Source organism: Pseudomonas sp. AC239 (genome assembly GCF_979258545.1).
Window position 1 is genome coordinate 3,252,208 of the sequence record NZ_OZ409864.1, and the last position, 17,206, is coordinate 3,269,413.

General features: G+C 58.5%; 29 protein-coding genes. 26 read left to right on the forward strand and 3 right to left on the reverse strand.

Annotated features, from left to right (window positions below; translation table 11 throughout):
* Positions 1-4: 4 nt before the first annotated feature.
* On the reverse strand, positions 5-388 hold the full coding sequence (locus tag ACZ0AZ_RS14625; protein WP_463537614.1) for a LuxR C-terminal-related transcriptional regulator: 384 nt from the start codon (positions 386-388) through the stop codon (positions 5-7).
* Positions 389-533: 145 nt separating this feature from the next.
* The gene (locus tag ACZ0AZ_RS14630; protein WP_463537615.1) at positions 534-1,256 is read right to left on the reverse strand and encodes an XRE family transcriptional regulator; all 723 of its coding nucleotides are present in this window, start codon (positions 1,254-1,256) and stop codon (positions 534-536) included.
* An 88-nt stretch (positions 1,257-1,344) separates the two neighbouring features.
* On the opposite strand from ACZ0AZ_RS14630, the gene ACZ0AZ_RS14635 reads away from it, so the two are divergent.
* The 16 genes from ACZ0AZ_RS14635 (at position 1,345) to ACZ0AZ_RS14710 (ending at position 10,219) form a co-directional block, all read left to right on the forward strand.
* Entirely contained in the window at positions 1,345-1,668 is a 324-nt protein-coding gene (locus ACZ0AZ_RS14635) for a Cro/CI family transcriptional regulator (protein ID WP_463570809.1), read from the forward strand.
* 441 nt (positions 1,669-2,109) lie between these two features.
* Entirely contained in the window at positions 2,110-2,436 is a 327-nt protein-coding gene (locus tag ACZ0AZ_RS14640) for a hypothetical protein (protein ID WP_463537617.1), read from the forward strand.
* Entirely contained in the window at positions 2,433-2,708 is a 276-nt protein-coding gene (locus tag ACZ0AZ_RS14645) for a hypothetical protein (protein WP_463537618.1), read from the forward strand. The genes ACZ0AZ_RS14640 and ACZ0AZ_RS14645 overlap by 4 nt, the downstream gene beginning before the upstream one ends.
* A complete protein-coding gene (locus tag ACZ0AZ_RS14650; RefSeq protein WP_463537619.1) occupies positions 2,705-3,175 on the forward strand; it encodes a Cro/CI family transcriptional regulator in 471 nt (156 codons plus the stop codon). Before ACZ0AZ_RS14645 ends, ACZ0AZ_RS14650 begins: the two co-directional genes overlap by 4 nt.
* Positions 3,172-3,936 (forward strand): BRO-N domain-containing protein, encoded by a 765-nt coding sequence (locus ACZ0AZ_RS14655; protein WP_463570807.1) that lies wholly within the window; start codon positions 3,172-3,174, stop codon positions 3,934-3,936. Before ACZ0AZ_RS14650 ends, ACZ0AZ_RS14655 begins: the two co-directional genes overlap by 4 nt.
* Positions 3,933-4,526, forward strand: coding sequence for a hypothetical protein (locus ACZ0AZ_RS14660; protein WP_463537622.1), 594 nt, complete (start codon positions 3,933-3,935; stop codon positions 4,524-4,526). The genes ACZ0AZ_RS14655 and ACZ0AZ_RS14660 overlap by 4 nt, the downstream gene beginning before the upstream one ends.
* Positions 4,523-4,747, forward strand: coding sequence for a hypothetical protein (locus ACZ0AZ_RS14665; RefSeq protein ID WP_463537623.1), 225 nt, complete (start codon positions 4,523-4,525; stop codon positions 4,745-4,747). The genes ACZ0AZ_RS14660 and ACZ0AZ_RS14665 overlap by 4 nt, the downstream gene beginning before the upstream one ends.
* Positions 4,744-5,547, forward strand: a complete 804-nt coding sequence (locus tag ACZ0AZ_RS14670) for a helix-turn-helix domain-containing protein (RefSeq protein ID WP_463537624.1) — start codon at positions 4,744-4,746, stop codon at positions 5,545-5,547. Before ACZ0AZ_RS14665 ends, ACZ0AZ_RS14670 begins: the two co-directional genes overlap by 4 nt.
* Positions 5,528-6,331 (forward strand): ATP-binding protein, encoded by an 804-nt coding sequence (locus tag ACZ0AZ_RS14675; protein ID WP_463537625.1) that lies wholly within the window; start codon positions 5,528-5,530, stop codon positions 6,329-6,331. The genes ACZ0AZ_RS14670 and ACZ0AZ_RS14675 overlap by 20 nt, the downstream gene beginning before the upstream one ends.
* Positions 6,328-7,701 (forward strand): replicative DNA helicase, encoded by a 1,374-nt coding sequence (locus ACZ0AZ_RS14680; protein WP_463570805.1) that lies wholly within the window; start codon positions 6,328-6,330, stop codon positions 7,699-7,701. Before ACZ0AZ_RS14675 ends, ACZ0AZ_RS14680 begins: the two co-directional genes overlap by 4 nt.
* The gene (locus ACZ0AZ_RS14685; RefSeq protein WP_463537627.1) at positions 7,698-8,336 is read left to right on the forward strand and encodes a hypothetical protein; all 639 of its coding nucleotides are present in this window, start codon (positions 7,698-7,700) and stop codon (positions 8,334-8,336) included. Before ACZ0AZ_RS14680 ends, ACZ0AZ_RS14685 begins: the two co-directional genes overlap by 4 nt.
* Positions 8,333-8,617 (forward strand): hypothetical protein, encoded by a 285-nt coding sequence (locus ACZ0AZ_RS14690; RefSeq protein ID WP_258450331.1) that lies wholly within the window; start codon positions 8,333-8,335, stop codon positions 8,615-8,617. The genes ACZ0AZ_RS14685 and ACZ0AZ_RS14690 overlap by 4 nt, the downstream gene beginning before the upstream one ends.
* Positions 8,614-9,003 (forward strand): antiterminator Q family protein, encoded by a 390-nt coding sequence (locus tag ACZ0AZ_RS14695; RefSeq protein ID WP_258450330.1) that lies wholly within the window; start codon positions 8,614-8,616, stop codon positions 9,001-9,003. Before ACZ0AZ_RS14690 ends, ACZ0AZ_RS14695 begins: the two co-directional genes overlap by 4 nt.
* A 164-nt stretch (positions 9,004-9,167) precedes the next feature.
* Positions 9,168-9,431, forward strand: coding sequence for a DUF2513 domain-containing protein (locus ACZ0AZ_RS14700; RefSeq protein WP_258450329.1), 264 nt, complete (start codon positions 9,168-9,170; stop codon positions 9,429-9,431).
* A gap of 78 nt (positions 9,432-9,509) precedes the next feature.
* Positions 9,510-9,881 (forward strand): DUF3450 domain-containing protein, encoded by a 372-nt coding sequence (locus tag ACZ0AZ_RS14705; RefSeq protein ID WP_258450328.1) that lies wholly within the window; start codon positions 9,510-9,512, stop codon positions 9,879-9,881.
* Positions 9,881-10,219: a hypothetical protein gene (locus ACZ0AZ_RS14710; RefSeq protein WP_252885320.1), complete on the forward strand. Its 339-nt coding sequence runs from the start codon at positions 9,881-9,883 to the stop codon at positions 10,217-10,219. The genes ACZ0AZ_RS14705 and ACZ0AZ_RS14710 overlap by 1 nt, the downstream gene beginning before the upstream one ends.
* Before the next feature lie 73 nt (positions 10,220-10,292).
* On the opposite strand, the gene ACZ0AZ_RS14715 is transcribed toward ACZ0AZ_RS14710, so the two are convergent.
* The gene (locus tag ACZ0AZ_RS14715; protein WP_258452009.1) at positions 10,293-10,481 is read right to left on the reverse strand and encodes a hypothetical protein; all 189 of its coding nucleotides are present in this window, start codon (positions 10,479-10,481) and stop codon (positions 10,293-10,295) included.
* 190 nt (positions 10,482-10,671) lie between these two features.
* Here ACZ0AZ_RS14715 and ACZ0AZ_RS14720 point away from each other — a divergent pair, with 190 nt between their 5' ends.
* The 10 genes from ACZ0AZ_RS14720 to ACZ0AZ_RS14765 all read left to right on the forward strand — a co-directional run bounded on the left by ACZ0AZ_RS14720 (position 10,672) and on the right by ACZ0AZ_RS14765 (position 17,203).
* Entirely contained in the window at positions 10,672-10,893 is a 222-nt protein-coding gene (locus tag ACZ0AZ_RS14720; protein ID WP_342454968.1) for an HNH endonuclease, read from the forward strand.
* A 157-nt stretch (positions 10,894-11,050) separates the two neighbouring features.
* Complete coding sequence (locus ACZ0AZ_RS14725) at positions 11,051-11,527, forward strand: TerS protein (protein ID WP_127648860.1); 477 nt, start codon at positions 11,051-11,053, stop codon at positions 11,525-11,527.
* Positions 11,527-13,068, forward strand: a complete 1,542-nt coding sequence (locus ACZ0AZ_RS14730; protein WP_463537628.1) for a terminase large subunit — start codon at positions 11,527-11,529, stop codon at positions 13,066-13,068. The genes ACZ0AZ_RS14725 and ACZ0AZ_RS14730 overlap by 1 nt, the downstream gene beginning before the upstream one ends.
* Before the next feature lie 7 nt (positions 13,069-13,075).
* Positions 13,076-14,287 (forward strand): phage portal protein, encoded by a 1,212-nt coding sequence (locus ACZ0AZ_RS14735; RefSeq protein WP_258450326.1) that lies wholly within the window; start codon positions 13,076-13,078, stop codon positions 14,285-14,287.
* Positions 14,271-14,915 carry an HK97 family phage prohead protease gene (locus ACZ0AZ_RS14740; protein ID WP_258450325.1) on the forward strand — a complete coding sequence of 215 codons (645 nt, stop codon included), beginning with the start codon at positions 14,271-14,273 and terminating at the stop codon, positions 14,913-14,915. The genes ACZ0AZ_RS14735 and ACZ0AZ_RS14740 overlap by 17 nt, the downstream gene beginning before the upstream one ends.
* On the forward strand, positions 14,912-16,117 hold the full coding sequence (locus ACZ0AZ_RS14745) for a phage major capsid protein (RefSeq protein WP_258450324.1): 1,206 nt from the start codon (positions 14,912-14,914) through the stop codon (positions 16,115-16,117). The genes ACZ0AZ_RS14740 and ACZ0AZ_RS14745 overlap by 4 nt, the downstream gene beginning before the upstream one ends.
* A gap of 57 nt (positions 16,118-16,174) precedes the next feature.
* On the forward strand, positions 16,175-16,393 hold the full coding sequence (locus ACZ0AZ_RS14750) for a DUF7302 family protein (protein WP_160055715.1): 219 nt from the start codon (positions 16,175-16,177) through the stop codon (positions 16,391-16,393).
* Entirely contained in the window at positions 16,394-16,693 is a 300-nt protein-coding gene (locus tag ACZ0AZ_RS14755; RefSeq protein ID WP_160055717.1) for a head-tail connector protein, read from the forward strand.
* On the forward strand, positions 16,693-17,025 hold the full coding sequence (locus ACZ0AZ_RS14760; RefSeq protein WP_463537629.1) for a head-tail adaptor protein: 333 nt from the start codon (positions 16,693-16,695) through the stop codon (positions 17,023-17,025). The genes ACZ0AZ_RS14755 and ACZ0AZ_RS14760 overlap by 1 nt, the downstream gene beginning before the upstream one ends.
* A gap of 10 nt (positions 17,026-17,035) precedes the next feature.
* Positions 17,036-17,203: a hypothetical protein gene (locus ACZ0AZ_RS14765; RefSeq protein WP_463537630.1), complete on the forward strand. Its 168-nt coding sequence runs from the start codon at positions 17,036-17,038 to the stop codon at positions 17,201-17,203.
* The last annotated feature ends 3 nt before the right edge of the window (positions 17,204-17,206 follow it).

The window sequence follows — 17,206 nt, forward strand, 5'->3', positions numbered from 1 at the left end:
TGGGTTAAGCGGTGAGGGCAACCTCGATGCGGCGCACGGCCACGCGGGTCTCAATGCGGCGCTCGCCAATGCCTCGACGAACACGAAGCGCCGGGTCTTCAGCCATCGAGGCGTGTACAGCCAGGATCATGACCAGAACAGCTGCCGGTGAGATCAGCCCGCGCTTGAAAGCCTCGGCCACCAGAGCAGCACGCCGGGTTACGCCCAGCTTCGTGGTCAGCGCCAGCAAGCGTTTATCGATGGTGTCCGGAGCAACCCCAAGATCACGCGCCACTTCCTTCGAGGTGTGGCCGGCTGCAACGGCCAGTAGGCATTCCAGTTCGCGAGGTGCGGCACCACGTCCGAGAAATCCTGTGAAACCGTGAGCGGTGATGGTTTGGGTGATCATTAGGTAAGCTCCATGCAATGCTGCGATGGAGCAAATATGAGATATCCCCTATTTTAAGTCAAGGGGTATGCTCATATTATCTATGATTGGTTAGTCCGAGGGGGAAAAAAACCGGCCGAAGCCGGTCAGATTTATGACCAATTACCTAGAGGATCACGGAGTACCAGAACGCTTTGCCCAAGATAACGAGCTTGTTTTCGATGAGTTCCTCAAAGGTATATTCCTCATCTGGGTGCTCCGCCTGGTTGTAACTGCGTAGGCGAATTCCGCCCTGTCGAAGCCGATACAAGACCTTCACCCTCAAATGGCCGTCGTGATCTATGGCGTAAATCTTCCCATCAACCACATCTGTGCTAGCCATGTTGATCGCTACCGTGCTCCCGTCGGGCATAACCGGTTCCATGCTATTTCCAAGCACAGCGACACAGACAGCATCTTCGGTATGTATGCCTTGCCGCTGGAGGATCTGCCGGTCAAAGCGAAGCTTGTGATCCGTCACCATTACTATTTTGAAATGGTGTTTGTTTGTTTCTTCTGGAACCTCGCGCAAGAAGGGAAGGTAGATTTCGGATTCATGCAAGGGCGTTTCATGATCCCAGATGTTGAACGGACCTACAGCCTTGGCATTACTAGGGGTAGGGCGATCAATGATCGCAAAGTCGGCGGTCATTTCGCCGAGGCCGGCTTCGAGCCAGATAGCGCTCACACCACAAGCACGTGCAATGCTGGCCGTATGTGACGAGCCTTGCGACTTTCCTCTTTCAAGATTGGAGATCGAGGTCTGATCGATCCCAACGAGACGAGCGAGCTCTGACTGAGTGAGCCCGGCGTGCTTTCTTGCTGCTCTGATTCTTTGGCTGTAATTCATTTCCATATCTTCAAGGGATTTCCCCTACGGTTGCAAATGAGTATTCCCATGCTATACGCTAGGGGAAAGCTCATAAAAGGTATCCGTAATGGGAACAATCATAGAGGAGTTGGTGGGTTACTTCGGCACCCAGCAGAAGACCGCTACTGCCCTGAATATTGACCAAACCACAGTCTCAGGCTGGGTGAGGGGCAAACATTCGATTTCTCCGAAAATTGCAGCCCGTATTGAATCTGTCACCAAGGGGGTTTTTCGCCGTTGTTCGTTGTGCCCTGACTTTCCTTGGGAATCAGAGGTTGAGGCTGAGAATCCGCCGACCTTGAGCGCAAATGTACAGCTCATCTCGCCCGGGGTTCAGTCCACCCTTCCTGCTGGTAATTCATCCAGTAGTCCAGAGAAAGTATCGCCATGACTTCTCAAACCATCGAGCGTCGCATTCACTGGAAATTGAACGGCGAGCCCAAAGTTTTTGCATGCGCAAACAGCGATCCGCGCAATGCGCGGCCCCTCATTTTTCGTGAAATTTCATTAATTGCGACGAGTTCAATTGAAAAGGCGACAAATCCCCCTTTGCGCAGATTTTTAATCGTTAAAGCGGTCCCCTGCCTTCGCACTGTTTAGGCATGAGTTGCAATTTTTGGAGATGTGATATGCGCGCTCGAACAACTATTCCGCCCGCCCGACCCGGGTAGGTGACAGCCCTCTCAGGGGAGGGGGGTAGCATTAATTTTGCGTCGTGGATGATAGGGAAACCTAAACGCCAGGCACAAAAAAGCCCGACCTAAGTCGAGCCTTCAAGTCGGCACCCGCGCCAACGGGTGTCTCGGTATCACTTTGCTTCAGGAAAACCAAAATGAAATCAGAAAATAGCACCAACCCACCGCCGCCGCAAGATTTGCGTACAGCTCATGTCGGGTTTTGCGATACCCCGATCGACAACCGCGGCATTCAACTGCTGAACGTTTCACCTGGTGCGAACGCCGAGGACGCCTTGCAAACCGCAAAGGTCTTGTCGTCTGGCCTTGGTCAGATCTGCCGCCACATGCATGACTCCCTGAACATGGGCGAACTTGCTTACTGCGACGGCATGGCAGCGCTCGGGTTCCTCGCCGAGACGGTCAGCGCGTTGGTCTGGTCTGTCCAGAAGGGCGCGGCAACCGCAGGGGAGGCTCTTCAATGAAAGCTCAAATCCTTACGCTTGAGCATGAGCACTGCGTGAACGGAAATCATGCGGTTTTAGCAGCCGTTGGTGGGGTTCCGGTAGTTGACTCTCTCGACGCAGCGAGCAGCTATTTGGAGTCGGTTTGCGCCGGCTTGCGGTCGCTCATGAATGTCTCGGAGTGCACGCACGAAGCGACTCTCGTTTATCTGGCAGCTGACGCGGCGCTGGCGCTCGTCTATGCATCTCACGCCGGAATCGAGGCCGCGCAGGGCCAAGGCGGTGCAGCATGAACGAGCAAAAGCAGATTGCTCAGGACGCGATTTTCCAGATCGCTTGCGCTATGGAGCAAATTGACTGGCTGCGCGGGGTTCTTTACGTGCTTCGAGATCAGCTTGATCGCCGCAATGACCACCAATATTCCAAGGTGGCGGACTTGGCGCTGTACAACGCGGATGACTGGCACAACCAGCTCGACTGCGAGGTCAAGACGCTGGAAGAACGCACTGAAAAAGCGTTCGCGAAAAGCGCGCTCGCTCCACTCATTGATCACTTGGTTCCGTCCCGAGTGTCACTGGAGTCATTCGCCAAGGGCCGCCAGCGAGATGTAGCGCGTCTGCTTGGCGTCTCTCCGACGACCATCAGTAAGGCGTTAGGCCTCAAGCGAAAAGTCTTTGTCACCACGAACGCGGATGGCAGTGCGACCGCCATTGAGGAGTGCCTCTTCCCGCGCGGGCATTCCGCCGGAGGCGTTCAATGAACCTGACCCCCTTCAATTTCAGCGGCGCTGAGATCCGCGTGATCACCGATGCCCAGGGTGAGCCATGGTTTGTCGCCAAGGATGTCGCCGATCTGCTTGAGTATTCCAACCCTCATGAGGCTGTCCGCACTCATTGCAAGGGAGTGAGGGAAATCCTCATCCCTTCCGCAGGCGGCGACCAGATGACGAAAATCATGCCTGAGCGGGATGTTTACCGACTGATCATGCGTTCGAAGATGCCAGCGGCGGAGGCCTTCGAAGAGTGGGTGGTGGGCGAGGTGCTGCCGAGCGTCCGCAAGACCGGTGGCTACCAGCGAAAATTGAGCCCGGCCGAGCAACTGCTCGCCAACGCCCAGCTGCTGGTGGACATGGAGCGCCGCCAAGATCAGACCGAGCAGGCGGTGGCGGGTATTGAAAACCGTGTAGCCCAGGTCGAGCAGGTCCGTTACCTCGACTCAAGGCCTGCCGGCTTCGAATCCATGACGACCATCCGCGAGCGCATCAACTTGCGCCATGGCATCCCGCCGTGGGTGGTCAACGCCGTGATGCGCGATATCCCGGGCGCGCCGCTGCCGTTCGCCATGGTGCGCAGTGCTCACGCCGACGACGGCGCCCAGCCATACGCGATCTGGCCAACAGCCGACATCACCCGTCGCTTCGACCGGTTCGTTGCCGAGTGCACTTTCGTCACGGCCGAGCGAGCCACCCATCCAGACATTCAGCAAGGCCGGTTCAAGCTGCGCCAGAGGACTTCCGCATGAGTAAAGTTATCGATTTTCCCAAGCCCGCGCAGGCCGAAACAATCGATCAGAAGTACTTCGAAAAATTCGCCGACGCCGCTCTGCTGCTGAAATGCTTCGAAAGCGTGAAAGACGCCACTGAGTTTGTCGAGGAGGGCGGAAAGATCGAAGAAGGGGACGATGTATACGTCGGCCTGATCGAAGCTTACTGGGCGCTCAAGGTTCTCTTCGAGCGCAGGACAGGTGCCGACGCATTGGCTGTTTCGAACGAGCACTGGGAGGTCGCGAGTAAATCACTGTTGGCTGGCGCGGAAATGCCGCCAACGCTCATCCCTACGGGTAGATCGCTGACCTCGCCATTGCCGCCCGAGTACTTCGACGAACATAGCGACTTGGCATTGGCCTGCACTGCTTTCAATTCGAGCGACCAGATAAGGCTCGGGACGAGCGCCACAATTGCAGCTTCCAACGCGGCGATTTCAGCCACCGTAGCAGTGGAGGCGATCAACGCGACTACCGTGCTTCGCCTTCTGGTCCTGCGTCTGTCTGGCGGCTCAATGGAAACCATGGCAGCCCATATCGGCCGCAAGCCAGGGGAGACGCTGCAATGAACCGCCTCCCGCAAACGACAACCGCCGAGAAAGGCCCCGTATCGGTGATCGCCGGCCCTTGGCCGAGCTACAGCCAATTCAAGGGACTGCCAGAGCGCGATCGCTGGGTGATGTACGGATCGGCGAAAGCGCTCCGCCAAGCGCTGGAAGATCAGGGACTGGTGATGGCTGAGACCTACGACGCCTTCATTCGTCGCGTTACGGGGGAGTTGGATCTATGAGCATCCAATCCATGGTGTGGGCGCTGGAACAGCAGGAGATCAAAGACTCCACATGCCGGCACGTCCTGCTCTGCCTGGCCAACTACGCAGGCAGCGATGGGCGTGGAGCCTTCCCTTCCGCCCTGACCCTGGCGGTCGATACCGGTCTCTCCGAACGCACGGTGCGTTACAAGCTGGATGCATTGGAGTCTGCTGGCTTGATTCGCCGTGGCAACCAGTCAATCGCGGCCGCATACATCGACCGCCACGACCGTCGCCCGGTGGTGTATGACCTCATCGAAAAACGGGGTGCACCAGATGCACCCCGCTCCGAACGGGGTGCAGATGAAGACGCGACGGGGTGCAGCTCAGAACAGAACGGGGTGCAAATGACGACAGAACGGGGTGCAGCAGCTGCACCCAATACGTCATCTATCCGTCATCTATCCGTTAATAAACCAAAAGAAGGCGCAGACAAGTCTGCTGGGTCTCGAGGGAAGACTGGCAAGTTCGATCCGCTCACTGCCAAACCGGCGAACGCTTCCGAAAAAGCGTGGGCGGACTTCTGCGAAATGCGGAAGGCCAAACGGGCGCCTCTGACACTCCGTGCCTGCGAGCTGATCGCCAAGAAGCTGGCCAACCATCCCGAGCCGGACGCCGTGCTGGATAAGTCCACCACTAGCAGCTGGTCGGACATCTATCCCGAGTCGGTTCTGCCAGGCGCTGGCGCGAAGGGAGGGAAGCCTTCGACTTTCACCAACCTGCCGCAACACGAAGCAAACGCTTATCCGGAGGTGCCACATGGCCAAACCAATTTCTAAGTTCAGCCGCGTGCCGGATGTTCGCTTCTTCGAGGCGCAGTGCCCGGTGCATGGCACGGTCGACGGCGCCGAGGTCGAGCAGTTCGACGGGTCCTATCTGGTGCGCGCTTGCCGCCGGTGCCAGTGGGAGGCGATGAACACCGCCGACAAACGCAGCGAAGCTCACACCGAGGCGCTGGCCCGCCGTAAAGCAGCGACGCTGAACGAGCTGCTGATCGGGTCGGGCATTACGCCGCGGTTCGCGGAGTGCACGCTGGAGAACTTCACCACCGGTGCAGTGCTGGAAAAGATCCGTGCCTTGTCGACCTGCCAGTCGTACGTTGATCAATTCGAAGAGAACTACCGCGCCGGCCGCTCGCTGATCCTGGCCGGCAATGTCGGTACAGGGAAGACGCACTTGGCCAGTGGCATGGCGCAGCACGTCATCCGGAAGTTCAGCGCCACGGCGTTGATCGTCTCGGCTGCAGAGATCATCCGCATCGCCAAGGGCGCGATGGTGCGCGGTGCTGACTACACCGAGCGCGACGTGATCAACGAACTGGCGACTTTGGACCTGCTGGTGATCGACGAGATCGGCGCGCAGAAGGGGAGCGAATACGAGCTGGGCTTGCTGCACGAAATCATCGATCGCCGGTATCAGCTTGTCCTGCCCACTGTGGCGGTGTCCAACCTGCCGGCCAGCGCTCTCGGCCAGTTCATCGGCGACCGCGCACTCGATCGCCTGCGTCAGAACGGTGGTCAGGCCGTCGGCTTCAGCTGGTCTTCGATGAGGGCAACCGCATGAGTGAATATCGCGAACTGTTCAGCGATGAGGCTGAACACGCTCTGCTGGGGGCGATGCTGCTGGATGGGGAGCTGTTCGACGCCATCACCAGCCAGGTATCGGCGGCGGACTTTCACGATCCGGAGAATGCCGCCCTGTTCCAGATGATGATTGGCTGCCATGCCACTGGAAGCCCGGTTGACCCGGTAACGCTGCACGACTTCGCCGAGTACCTGCCGAGCGGCACTCGCACATTGACCTACGCCGCCGAGCTGGCGCGCAACACGCCCAGCACCGCCAACTGGAAGGCATATGCCAAGGTTGTGACCGAGCGGGCCGTGCTGCGCCGCTTGGTGGACACCGCCGACGCGGTGCGGGAGTTGGCAACCGAGAATCGGCCCGTCGCCGAAATCATCGCCAGCGCACAGCAGGCAATGGCGGATCTGCGAGACCTGCAGACCGGTGAGCCTGACTACAAGCGCTTGGATGACGTAATCCAGCGCAACATCGACGTTATCGACTCCAAATTCAATGGGCGCTTGGAGTCTGGGCTTTCAACTGGGCTGGTCGATCTCGACAAGCTGATCCGCGGCTTGCGGAAGAAAACCGTCACCATCGTGGCCGGGCTGCCGGGGAGCGGCAAAACCACGCTTGGGTTACAGATCGCCCAGCACATCGCGTGCAGCGGCGCGGGTGTAGGCATGGTGTTCTCCCTGGAAATGCCCGAGGAAGAGCTGGGGAACCGTGTGTTGGCGTCAATAGGCGGGATCGATCTCCGCAAACTTGATGACGGCCAGCTGCAGGACGACGACTGGCCGCGGCTGACCTCGGCGGTGAGCAAGATCACGGGTAAGCCGCTGTTCATCAGTGACAAGTCCGGGCTGACGGTGGCGCGCATTCGCAGCATCGCGCGCCAGGTGCAACGCACGCACGGCCTTGATGTGGTGGTGATCGATTACATCGGCCTGATCGGTTCGGACGGCAAGGCGTTCAACCGCACCTCGGAACTGGGGAAGATCTCGACCGGCATCGTGAACATCGCCAAGGAGCTGGAAGTGCCGGTGATTCTGCTGGCGCAACTCAACCGCGACTCGACCAAGCGCCCGGGCAAGAAGCCGATCGCCTCGGATCTGCGCGACTCCGGACAGATCGAGGCGGACGCCCACTGCATCATCCTCGTACATCGCGACATAGATTCGGAGGAAGGCCAGAACGGCGTCACCGAGCTGATCATGCCCAAGTGCAGGCACGCGCCGGTCGGTTCATGTCTCGTTCAGCAGCAGGGCCAGTACGCCCGCTTCGTCAACTTCGCCGGCAACCGTGAGCCGAGCAACGAGGAGGTCGAAATGGGCCGCTCGTTCGCCAGTCAGTACAGGGGGAAAAAAGCATGATTTCCGAAGTGCAAAAGCTGTTTCGCCGGTTGACCGGTGATAGATCGCTCGAACCGGGCCACGTCGCCATTCACTTGCCCAAGACCGCTGGCGCGCCAACTGACGAAACAATGAAAGTGGAGGTTGAACAACCCCCATCGCTGGAGCACGGAAGGGCATACATCCTCCCGAAAGGTGCGGTGGTGGTGAAGGCCCCCGAGTATCTGGAAGCTGAATTAATCGCAGCGTCTATCCGTGACTTTCCAGATGATTGGGCCTGGGCGCGGAAGGGGTACGACATCCTGCATGTGCCGAGCGGTTTCCGGCTCTGGGTCGCGAACGAGGACTATGGCCTTGCCGAGGTGCATGAAAACAACGGCAAGACGGACTTCTCGAAAGCAGAACAGCAAATCATTTGGCCCGCGGTCAAGGACTGGCTGGGCCACCGGAAAACTGTTTTCACTGGGCGCCCGCCAAAGGCGACCATCATCGGCCGGGATTCCACCTACTGCTGTTTTGCCAAAGGCAGGCCATGGATGGGCATTGGCAGTTCGCCGGCGGCAGCGTATCGAGCGTGGAACCTCGCGCTTTCCGCCCAAGCCCGGAAAAACATGAATACCAACGAATATCTGAAAGTCTGGAGTGCCACGCTATGAACAACGTAACGGCGGCGCTGCCGCGCAAAAGCCTGACCCCAGTCGAGTGCCAGTTCCTGAAACAGGGCAATCGCCTGCTGCTGGAAAAGACCAATGGCCGAATCGGCTCGGCGGCTTTCATGGACATCATTGCCGACTGGCACGCGTCCCGCGCCAACCTGGGCTTCGAGGACTTCGCCCGGCGCTGGATTATTGAAGGCAACGCAAAAAACAAGATCGCCAACAAGCTGCTGCGGGAGCTGTTCGGCATGGATGAGCCAAACCCGAGGAAGGCAGCATGAAAAAACGAACGTACGCAGACAAGCCATTGGGTGACACTGAATACTTACTGGAGCAGTGGGGCTGGTGGCGCATGGATGGAATGGGTGTGCCCCGGTACGTGTCACCGCTGTACGCGCTGATCCGTGACAACAACGTGACCGAGGGCGGCGTGAAGAATTATTGCGTCACGGATGACACGGCCTTGGTGGTTGATCGCGCGGTGGCGAAGTTGGCTCAGCGTGATGAACAGATGGGTAATTTCATCTGGCTGTACTTCGGCGCGAAGTGGACGATGGTCAGGGTTGGCGAGTCGGCGAGGATGTCCGAACGCTCAGCGCGGGAGGTGATCAAGGCCGGTGTTGCGTGGATTGATTGCGCGATCGAGGAAATTCGCCTCGCAGCGTAAAAAATTCTTTCCTGCCGGATAAACACCTGTTTTCATGGCACCGTGTTCAGCTTTTCAAGCGCGACACAACAGAGAAAGCCCGGCCATTGCGTCGGGCTTTTTCGTTTCAGGAAGGTGTTGTAGTCTTGTCGTGGCCACTTGGCATCAATTGCAAGGATTCGCTCATGAAAAGAAACAACGCGCTGGCCAAAGAAATACTCGAAGTTATATCCACCGAAGATAACGGAGGTGGAGGGCTTTATCGCAGCGAGATTCTCGGCGTTTTCGCTGAGAAATATGACCACCAAGGAAATGGCCTTGAACCAGCAGTGAGTTATCACCTGCACCTTCTTGAAACGGCAGGTTTCGTGAAGGTCACGCGCGTTGATCATGACGACGACAACTTTGAGATGACCTGGGCTGGCCACGATTTTATTGAAGCCAACTAGCCGGCGATTAGCACCAGCCCTCTGTACCCTTTTCAAGCCTCGGCATCCGCCGGGGCTTTTTCGTTTCTGGAGTATCGGATGGACCCTACTGACCTCGGCCCAGGCACAGCTACCTGGCTGGGCGGTACCGGAACCGTATTGCTGGGCGCCTTCCTCTGGTTGCGCAAGTTCCTCTCGAAGGATGCTGCAGACCGAGCGATGGACAACGCCGATATCGGCACCGTCCGCCGCCTCAACGAACTCCTCGACTCAGAGCGCACCGCCCGGAAGGAAGCGGAGGCCCGTGCCGATCAGTTCGCCAAAGAGCGCAACGAGCTCGCCGCTGCGGTAGGTCGGATGGAGGGCAAGATTGAAGCCCTCACCAGTCACGTCGCACAGCTCACCGCAACGGTAACCTCGCAGAGCGAAGAAATCGCCCGTCTGCGTACCAAGCTGGGAGGCATCAACTGATGGACAGATGCGCAATGGAGTTCATTGCTCGCCGCTGGTGGCGCCGGGCTGAGATCTGGGTGATCGCCGCGCTGCTGCTCGCCGGCGGCCTGATCCTCGGTTACCAGGCTGGCGTGTGGTCAGCCAGCAGTGAGCAGACGAAGCAACTCGCCGAAGTGCGCCGCGCTTATGACGCTGCATTGGGTAAGCGTGACGTCCGGCTGAATAGCCTTGCCGAGAAGACACAAGACGCCGCAGTAAAGGTGCAAGAGGCATCGAACTCAGCAGTCCAGGCAGCCGACACGGCGAGCAAGGCAGCGGAGAAGGTCAACGAAGCCGTCGAGCGGCAAACACCATAGGTCGCGACACGTTTCGCGAGGGTGCAAATTGTGTCGCTACACGTAGGAATGTGGTTAGGCAGATCCGCGGCAGTCATGAATCACAGTACATCCGGTAGAGCTTTGTTAGTTCGCGCCTGTAAGCCTTTTCGTTGTACCTACGATGCAGCTTGTTGATTACCGATAGGACATCGGCGGCGACCATTACCGGATCGCGGTCGGATCTTCCCGCCCATTCACGGGCTGCTTGCACTACTTGATGTGCATCGACTTCACCGGCCATCTGCCGCGTCCTACTGCATGAATAGACAGACACCATAGACCAAGTAGAGCGTGAGGACGACGGGCCGCTCGAGTTGATCGAGACGCATGAGGCTACTTTGGCGAACGCATCCCCTTGGCACCATCTGTACAAGACGAAGCGCTGGTATCGATTGCGCTGGCACCAGCTGCAGGCAGAGCCAACCTGTCGCATGTGCCGAGCAATGGACGTTGTCGAAGCGGCCAACACCGTCGACCATGTCAAACCTCACAAGGGTGATGAGAGTCTGTTCTTTGATGCGTCGAATCTCCAGAGCCTGTGCAAGCCCTGTCATGACAGCGCCAAGCAGAGGCAGGAGAGGACCGGCATCCTGCCAGGGCACGACGTGGCAGGCATCCCAGTCGATCCGAATCATCACTGGAACCGCGATTGAGCGAATCCATGACGGGATCGGCTGAAGCACGTCAGTGCCCCTAGGGGGAGGTCAAAATATGAGGTTTTTCGCCACATAGGACCGCCCTCGACCCTCTTCTTCATCTCTAACCCGGAAAACGCCGCCAAAACACAACGCGGCACGATTGAGAAAACCTATGACAGCCAAGCGCACCCGCTCCGATAGCGCGACATCGGCGGTTGCTGCTATGCAGGCCGCAGCCGCCGGGCCGCTGAAGCCACCCAGTTTCGTAAACATCCGCAAAGCCGACAAGCCGTTTTGGGATTCCATTGTGCGCGCGCGCACGCGAGAGAGCTGGACCGATTCCGACCTGGTCCTAGCCGGCAACCTTGCCAGATGTCTGTCTGACATCGAGCGCCTGCAGAAAGAGATCGATATCGAGGGTGATGTTCTGACCAATGATCGCGGTACTCAGGTGATCAATCCCAAGCATAACCTTCTGGAGACTTTGAGCCGTCGCGCTGTGGCGTTGAGCCGGACACTGCAAGTGCATGCCCAAGCGACCCAAGGCGAGTCGCGCGACCAAGGCAAGAAGGCGACCAAGCAACGAGCAGCCGAGAAGGTGCTGGCGAATCAGGACGACGACGATCTGATCCCGAGAGCGATGCACTGATGGCGGCCCGGCGCAGAACGCGCGGTGAGAAAGTCATCGCGTTCATCGAGAAATATTGTCGTGTCCCGGAAGGCAAGCACGTTGGACAGTCGCTGGTGCTGGATGACTTCCAAAAGGATTTCATCCTGGCCATCTATGACAACCCGGCCGGCACCAGCACGGCGTATTTAAGCATCGCCCGAAAGAACGGAAAGACCGGCCTGATCGCCGGGATTCTTCTGGCCCATTTGGTTGGCCCCGAGGCAGTGCTCAATACGCAGATCGTCTCCGGCGCAATGAGCCGAGATCAAGCTGGGGTCGTGTTCAAGCTAGCTGTAAAGATGATCCAGTTGAACCCGGATCTGAAAGAAATCATCCACATCGTCCCGAGTAGCAAACAACTGATCGGGCTTCCGCTCAATGTTGAGTTCCGTGCGCTTGCGGCGGAGGGCAAGACAGCTCACGGGCTGTCGCCAGTGCTGGCGATCCTTGATGAGGTAGGCCAGGTTCGAGGTCCCCAGAGCGATTTCATCGACGCGATAACAACCGCTCAGGGCGCTCACGATTCGCCACTGCTGATCGCAATCAGTACGCAGGCCGCGCAAGACAGCGACTTGTTCAGCATCTGGCTCGACGACGCCGAGCGCTCGCAAGATCCGCACATTGTCAGTCACGTTTATCAGGCGCCGAAGGACTGCAAGCTCACCGACAGGGAAGCGTGGCGCGCGGCCAACCCGGCTTTGGGAACGTTCCGCTCCCTGGAAGATTTGCAGAAACAGGCCGACAGGGCGAACCGAATGCCGGCGTCCGAGAACACTTTCCGCAACCTCTGCCTGAACCAGCGAGTGTCGACGGTTTCTGTTTTTGTTTCCAAAGGGGTGTGGGAGTCATGCGGAGGCGACCCGGATTCACCGGACGGCCTTGATCTCTACGGCGGCCTGGACCTGTCATTCAGGACCGACCTTACCGCGCTTGTCCTGATCGGTAAGCGCGACGGGGACTGGTGTGCGTGGGCGTTTTTCTGGACTCCGGAAGTTGGTTTGGCGGATCGCGCGAAACGCGACCGGGCGGCGTACGAGGTTTGGGCCCGAGAAGGATTGCTGATCACTACGCCGGGCGCCACGGTCGACTACGCGTTTGTTGCTGCAGACATCGCGCGAATCCTTGGCGAGCTGGGCGGCGACTTGGTGTCGCTCGCTTTCGACCGGTACCGCATCGACCTTTTCAAACGGGACGCTGAGGCGCAGGGCGTGTCGTTGCCGTTGGTCGAGTACGGCCAAGGCTTCAAGGATATGGCCCCGGCAATTGACGCGCTGGAGTCAGAGCTGCTGAACGGCCGGGTCCGGCACGGCATGCACCCAGTGCTGACGATGTGCGCGGCCAACGCGGTGATTCAGAAAGATCCGGCTGGCGGCCGCAAGTTCGCAAAGGACAAAGCTACCGGGCGCATCGACGGAATGTCAGCGCTCGCGATGGCGTTCGGCGCCACCCTGGGCGCTCCTCAAGAGAGCAAGGGCAGCATCGACGATTACCTCCAAAACGGATTTTCCGGACTTCTATAGGTTCAATATGGCGTCTCGCTGGTACAACCCAATGAGCTGGAGTTTCTTTGGCTTCAACGATCCCAAGACGGGCGAATACGTTGAGGTTCAGACAGACATCGGCGGCCAGACACGTTCTGGAGCAGTGATCACCCCCAAGAAAGCCATGGCAATCCCCATTGTCTGGTCCTGCATCAAGATCCTCAGTGAGACGGTTTCAGGGCTGCCGTTGAAGTTGTTCGAGGATCAGCCCGCCGGGCGAATTCTTGTGAAGGAAAACAAGCGTGCGTTACGGATTTTGGCCAAGCCAAACCCGTACATGACGATGCTGAACTTCATCAAGGCAGCCGTGGTGAACATGGCCCTGCGTGGCAACGGCTATGCGCTGATCGAGCGCGCTGACAATGGCGACTTCATCGGCCTGGTGCCGGTCGGCGCGGATGCCGTGGAAATCGATACCGAGGACGATCTGCTCTACTGGGTGACCCTCAACGGCAAGCGCTTCCCTGTCTCGCCTCAGAACATGCTGCATTTCAAGTTGTTCAGCGCTGACGGAATCTGCGGCCTTTCACCGGTTGAATTTCACAAGGAAGCCATGGGCCTGGCCAAGGCGGCACAGGATTGGTCAGCCCGCTTTATGCGAAAGGGCGGCTTCACCGGCGGCTACGTCATTTACGAGAACTTCCTCACATCTGAGCAGCGCGACCAGGTGCTGAACAAATTTCCGAAGATCCGCGACGGAGACGTGGAGGACATCGGGAAAATGGGGTTGCTCGAAGGCGGCCCGACCATCGTGCCTGCTGGTATGACCCAGAAGGACAGCCAGTTCATCGAGTCCCAGCAGTTCCAAGAAGAAGCGCTCGCCGGCATCTGGGGCGTTCCACTTTACCTGGCCAACCGCGCAGGCAAGACCTCAATCATGGGATCGAACCTGGAGCAACAAACCAGCGGCTTCATCACGTTCGGCTTGAGCCCCTACATCAAGGCTATCGAAGACGAGATCAACGACAAGCTGTTCGCAGGAACTGCCTTATTCGTCGAGTTCGTTGTCGAGGGGCTGCTGCGCGCAGATAGCGCGGGCCGGGCCACTTACTACAAGGGCGCCCTCGGCGGCTCCGGCGGCTCTGGCTGGATGACCATCAACGAGGTCCGCCGTAAAGAAAACCTTCCTCCGCTGGCTGGCGAAGAATACGACCGGGTCACCCGGTGGGAGATGCAGACCAATGTTCAGCAAGATTGAAGTGCCCTTTGAAGTAAAGGCCAGTGATGACGCCGGTAACTTCGAGGGATATGCAGCGGTGTTCAACAATGTTGACCTGGGTGATGACGTCATCCTCCCGGGCGCATTCACCAAGGTAAAGACCACTCGCGGCGGCCGTCTGAAGCTGGCGCTGTTTCACGACCTCACTCGACTGGTGGGTTCCGCAGACTTTACCCAAGACAGCCACGGGCTTTACATCAAAGGCAAAGTCAACTTGGCAGTGAGCTATGCCCGCGATGCTTACGAGCTGATGAAAGAGGGCACGCTCGACAGTATGTCGATCGGCTTCAACACGATCCTGGCGGCATACGAAGAGCGGGAAGGCCGGACCATCCGCATCATCAAGCAGGCAGAACTCTGGGAAGCATCTTTAGTGCCTTTCGGGATGAACCCAGAGGCGCAAGTCACCGACGTTAAGTCGGACATCAGAATTTTTGAGAAGGCCCTGCGCGATCGCATGGGCCTTTCTCAGAAGGAGGCGGCAGCAGTCGCCTCGCTCGGCTACTCCGCAGTGCACCGTGATGGTGGAACTGAGGCCACGGCGATCGTGGAAGGGCTGAAATCACTCTCCACCACTTTTGACAATTTTTTTAAGGTGTCGCCATGACCGATCCAATCCAAGAAGTAAAAGCCACGCTCGAAACTCAGTTGAAGGACGGCTTCACTGGTTTGCAGAAAAAGTACGACGCTGTTGCCGATGAACTGCAAAAGGGCAACACCGTCACCAGCGCGATGAAGGCTCAGATCGAAACCCAGAAGGGCGAAATCGAACGTGTCATCGAGCAGGTCCAGAAGCTGGAAGAAAAGGGCATCAAGCTGCGCAGCCAGCCCGGCGAGGCCAAGAGCTTCATCGACCTGGTCAAAAACGACGATGCTTATAAATCGTTGCAGGCGAAGAGCGTTTCCCTGGCCGATATCGAAGTGACCAAATCCGACATGGCCAGCATGAAGGAAATGAAGGTCACCAGCGCCGGCATCGTTGCGCCGAACTATGACCCGGTCATTCAGCCTGGAATCCGCCAGGAGCTGCGCATCCGCGATCTGTTAACCACCGTTCCGGTGTCCGGCCAGAACTACACCTACTTCAAAGAAAACCTGCACACCCGCGGCGCCGCACCAGTGGCGGAAGGTGGCCTGAAGCCAACCAGCAATGTGACCTTCACGACCCAGACCGACCGGGTCAAAAAGATCGCCGTCTGGATGCCCGTGACCGACGAGGCGCTGGACGATGTTCCTCAGCTGATGGCCTACCTGCAGGAGCTTCTGCGCTACGACCTCAAGCTCGAGGAAGAGCGTCAGATCCTGAAGGGCGACGGCACCGGCGAGAACCTGAACGGCCTGATGACCCAGGCCACCGTGTACAACGCGGAGCTGACCAAAGCTGGCGATACCGCCATCGATCTGGTACGCCGGGCGATCTACCAGGTTCGCAAGCAATCGATGCTGTCCGCAGACGGCATTGTGATGACCGAGCTCGATTGGATGAACATTGAGCTGCAGAAGGATGGCGAGAACCGCTATCTGTTCGCGAACCTGCAAGGGTTGGTCACCCCGGTTCTGTGGGGGCGCCCGGTAGTTACCTCCGACAGTGTCGATGAGGGTGATGCCGACACCGGTGGCGAGTTCCTGGTGGCGAACTTCGCTCGCTCGTCGGTGCTGTTCGATCGCATGTCGTTCCTGTTCAAGATGGGCCTGATCAACGATCAGTTCATCAAGAACGAACGCGCGCTGCTGGTTGAAGAGCGCCTCGGCCTGGGCGTGCGCCGTCGTGAAGGTTTGGTCAAAGGCCGCTTCACCGTCGCGGCCTAACACCCGCAGCGTTCGATGGCCGGCCTTTGTGCCGGCCTTTTCGTTTCAGGAGGCAAGATGAAAATCAAAGCATTGTGGGGATTCGCCGGTAACGCGACGTTGCTGGGTGCCGACTCGAGTTCGGTGAGGGCTGGCCAAGTGTTCGACGAAGTCGATGATGAATACGGCCATACCCTGATTGGCAAGGGGCTGGCGGAGGAAGTCGACGGTGATGGCAAAACGAAGACTTCCGCGCCCAAGCAATCGAAGGCAACGGCCCCGAAAGAGAACAAGTAAATGATCGATCTGGCACGCGTGAAGCTCCACCTGCGAGTAGACGGCGACGACGAGGATTCGCTCATCACCGGTTACCTCGAGGCCGCAAAGGCGCACGTGGCCATGCACTGTGATCGCGAGCTCGTCGAATCGGCGCCGACCGGTCCTGAGCAAATGGCGTTCACCCCGGACGTCGAGCAGGCGGTACTGCTGCTCGTTGGGCACTGGTACGCCAACCGCGAGGCCGTGGTGATCGGCACTATCTCATCGGCTGTTCCGCTGGCCGTTGACCGACTTCTCTGGCCAAGGAAGCGTTTCTGATGAGAGCAGGCCCGATGCGTCACCGGTGCGCCATCCATAAAGAGGTGCGCACCCCGAACGGTTCCGGCGGCTTCAAAGTCGTCTGGACTGAAGTTGGAAAAGTGTGGGCTGAGATAACCATTCCGACCGGGCGAATTGCGCCGGTGGCCGAGCAGCTGAAGGCTGTGGTCACCGCCGAGATCCGCGTCCGGCCAAGGGCCGATGCCGTCGCAGGAAATCGCATCGTGCACACGGCGAAAGGAATCACCACCACCTACCTGATCGGCGCCGCGCTGATCGACAACGAGCACAGCATGCTCCGGCTGCTCTGCTCAAACGTTCCCAATCCTTGAGGGTGAATTTATGAAAGTTATTGCACTGGGCGCCTTGTCGGGCGCCACTGGCGATCGGGAAAAAGGCGAAGAGTTCGTGGTCGACGCCAAGCTCGGCGCCGACCTCATTCAGCGCGGGCTGGTGACGCCAGTGACCGAGGCTGCTCCGGCAGATAAACCGGCCAAGGCCAAGGAGTAAACC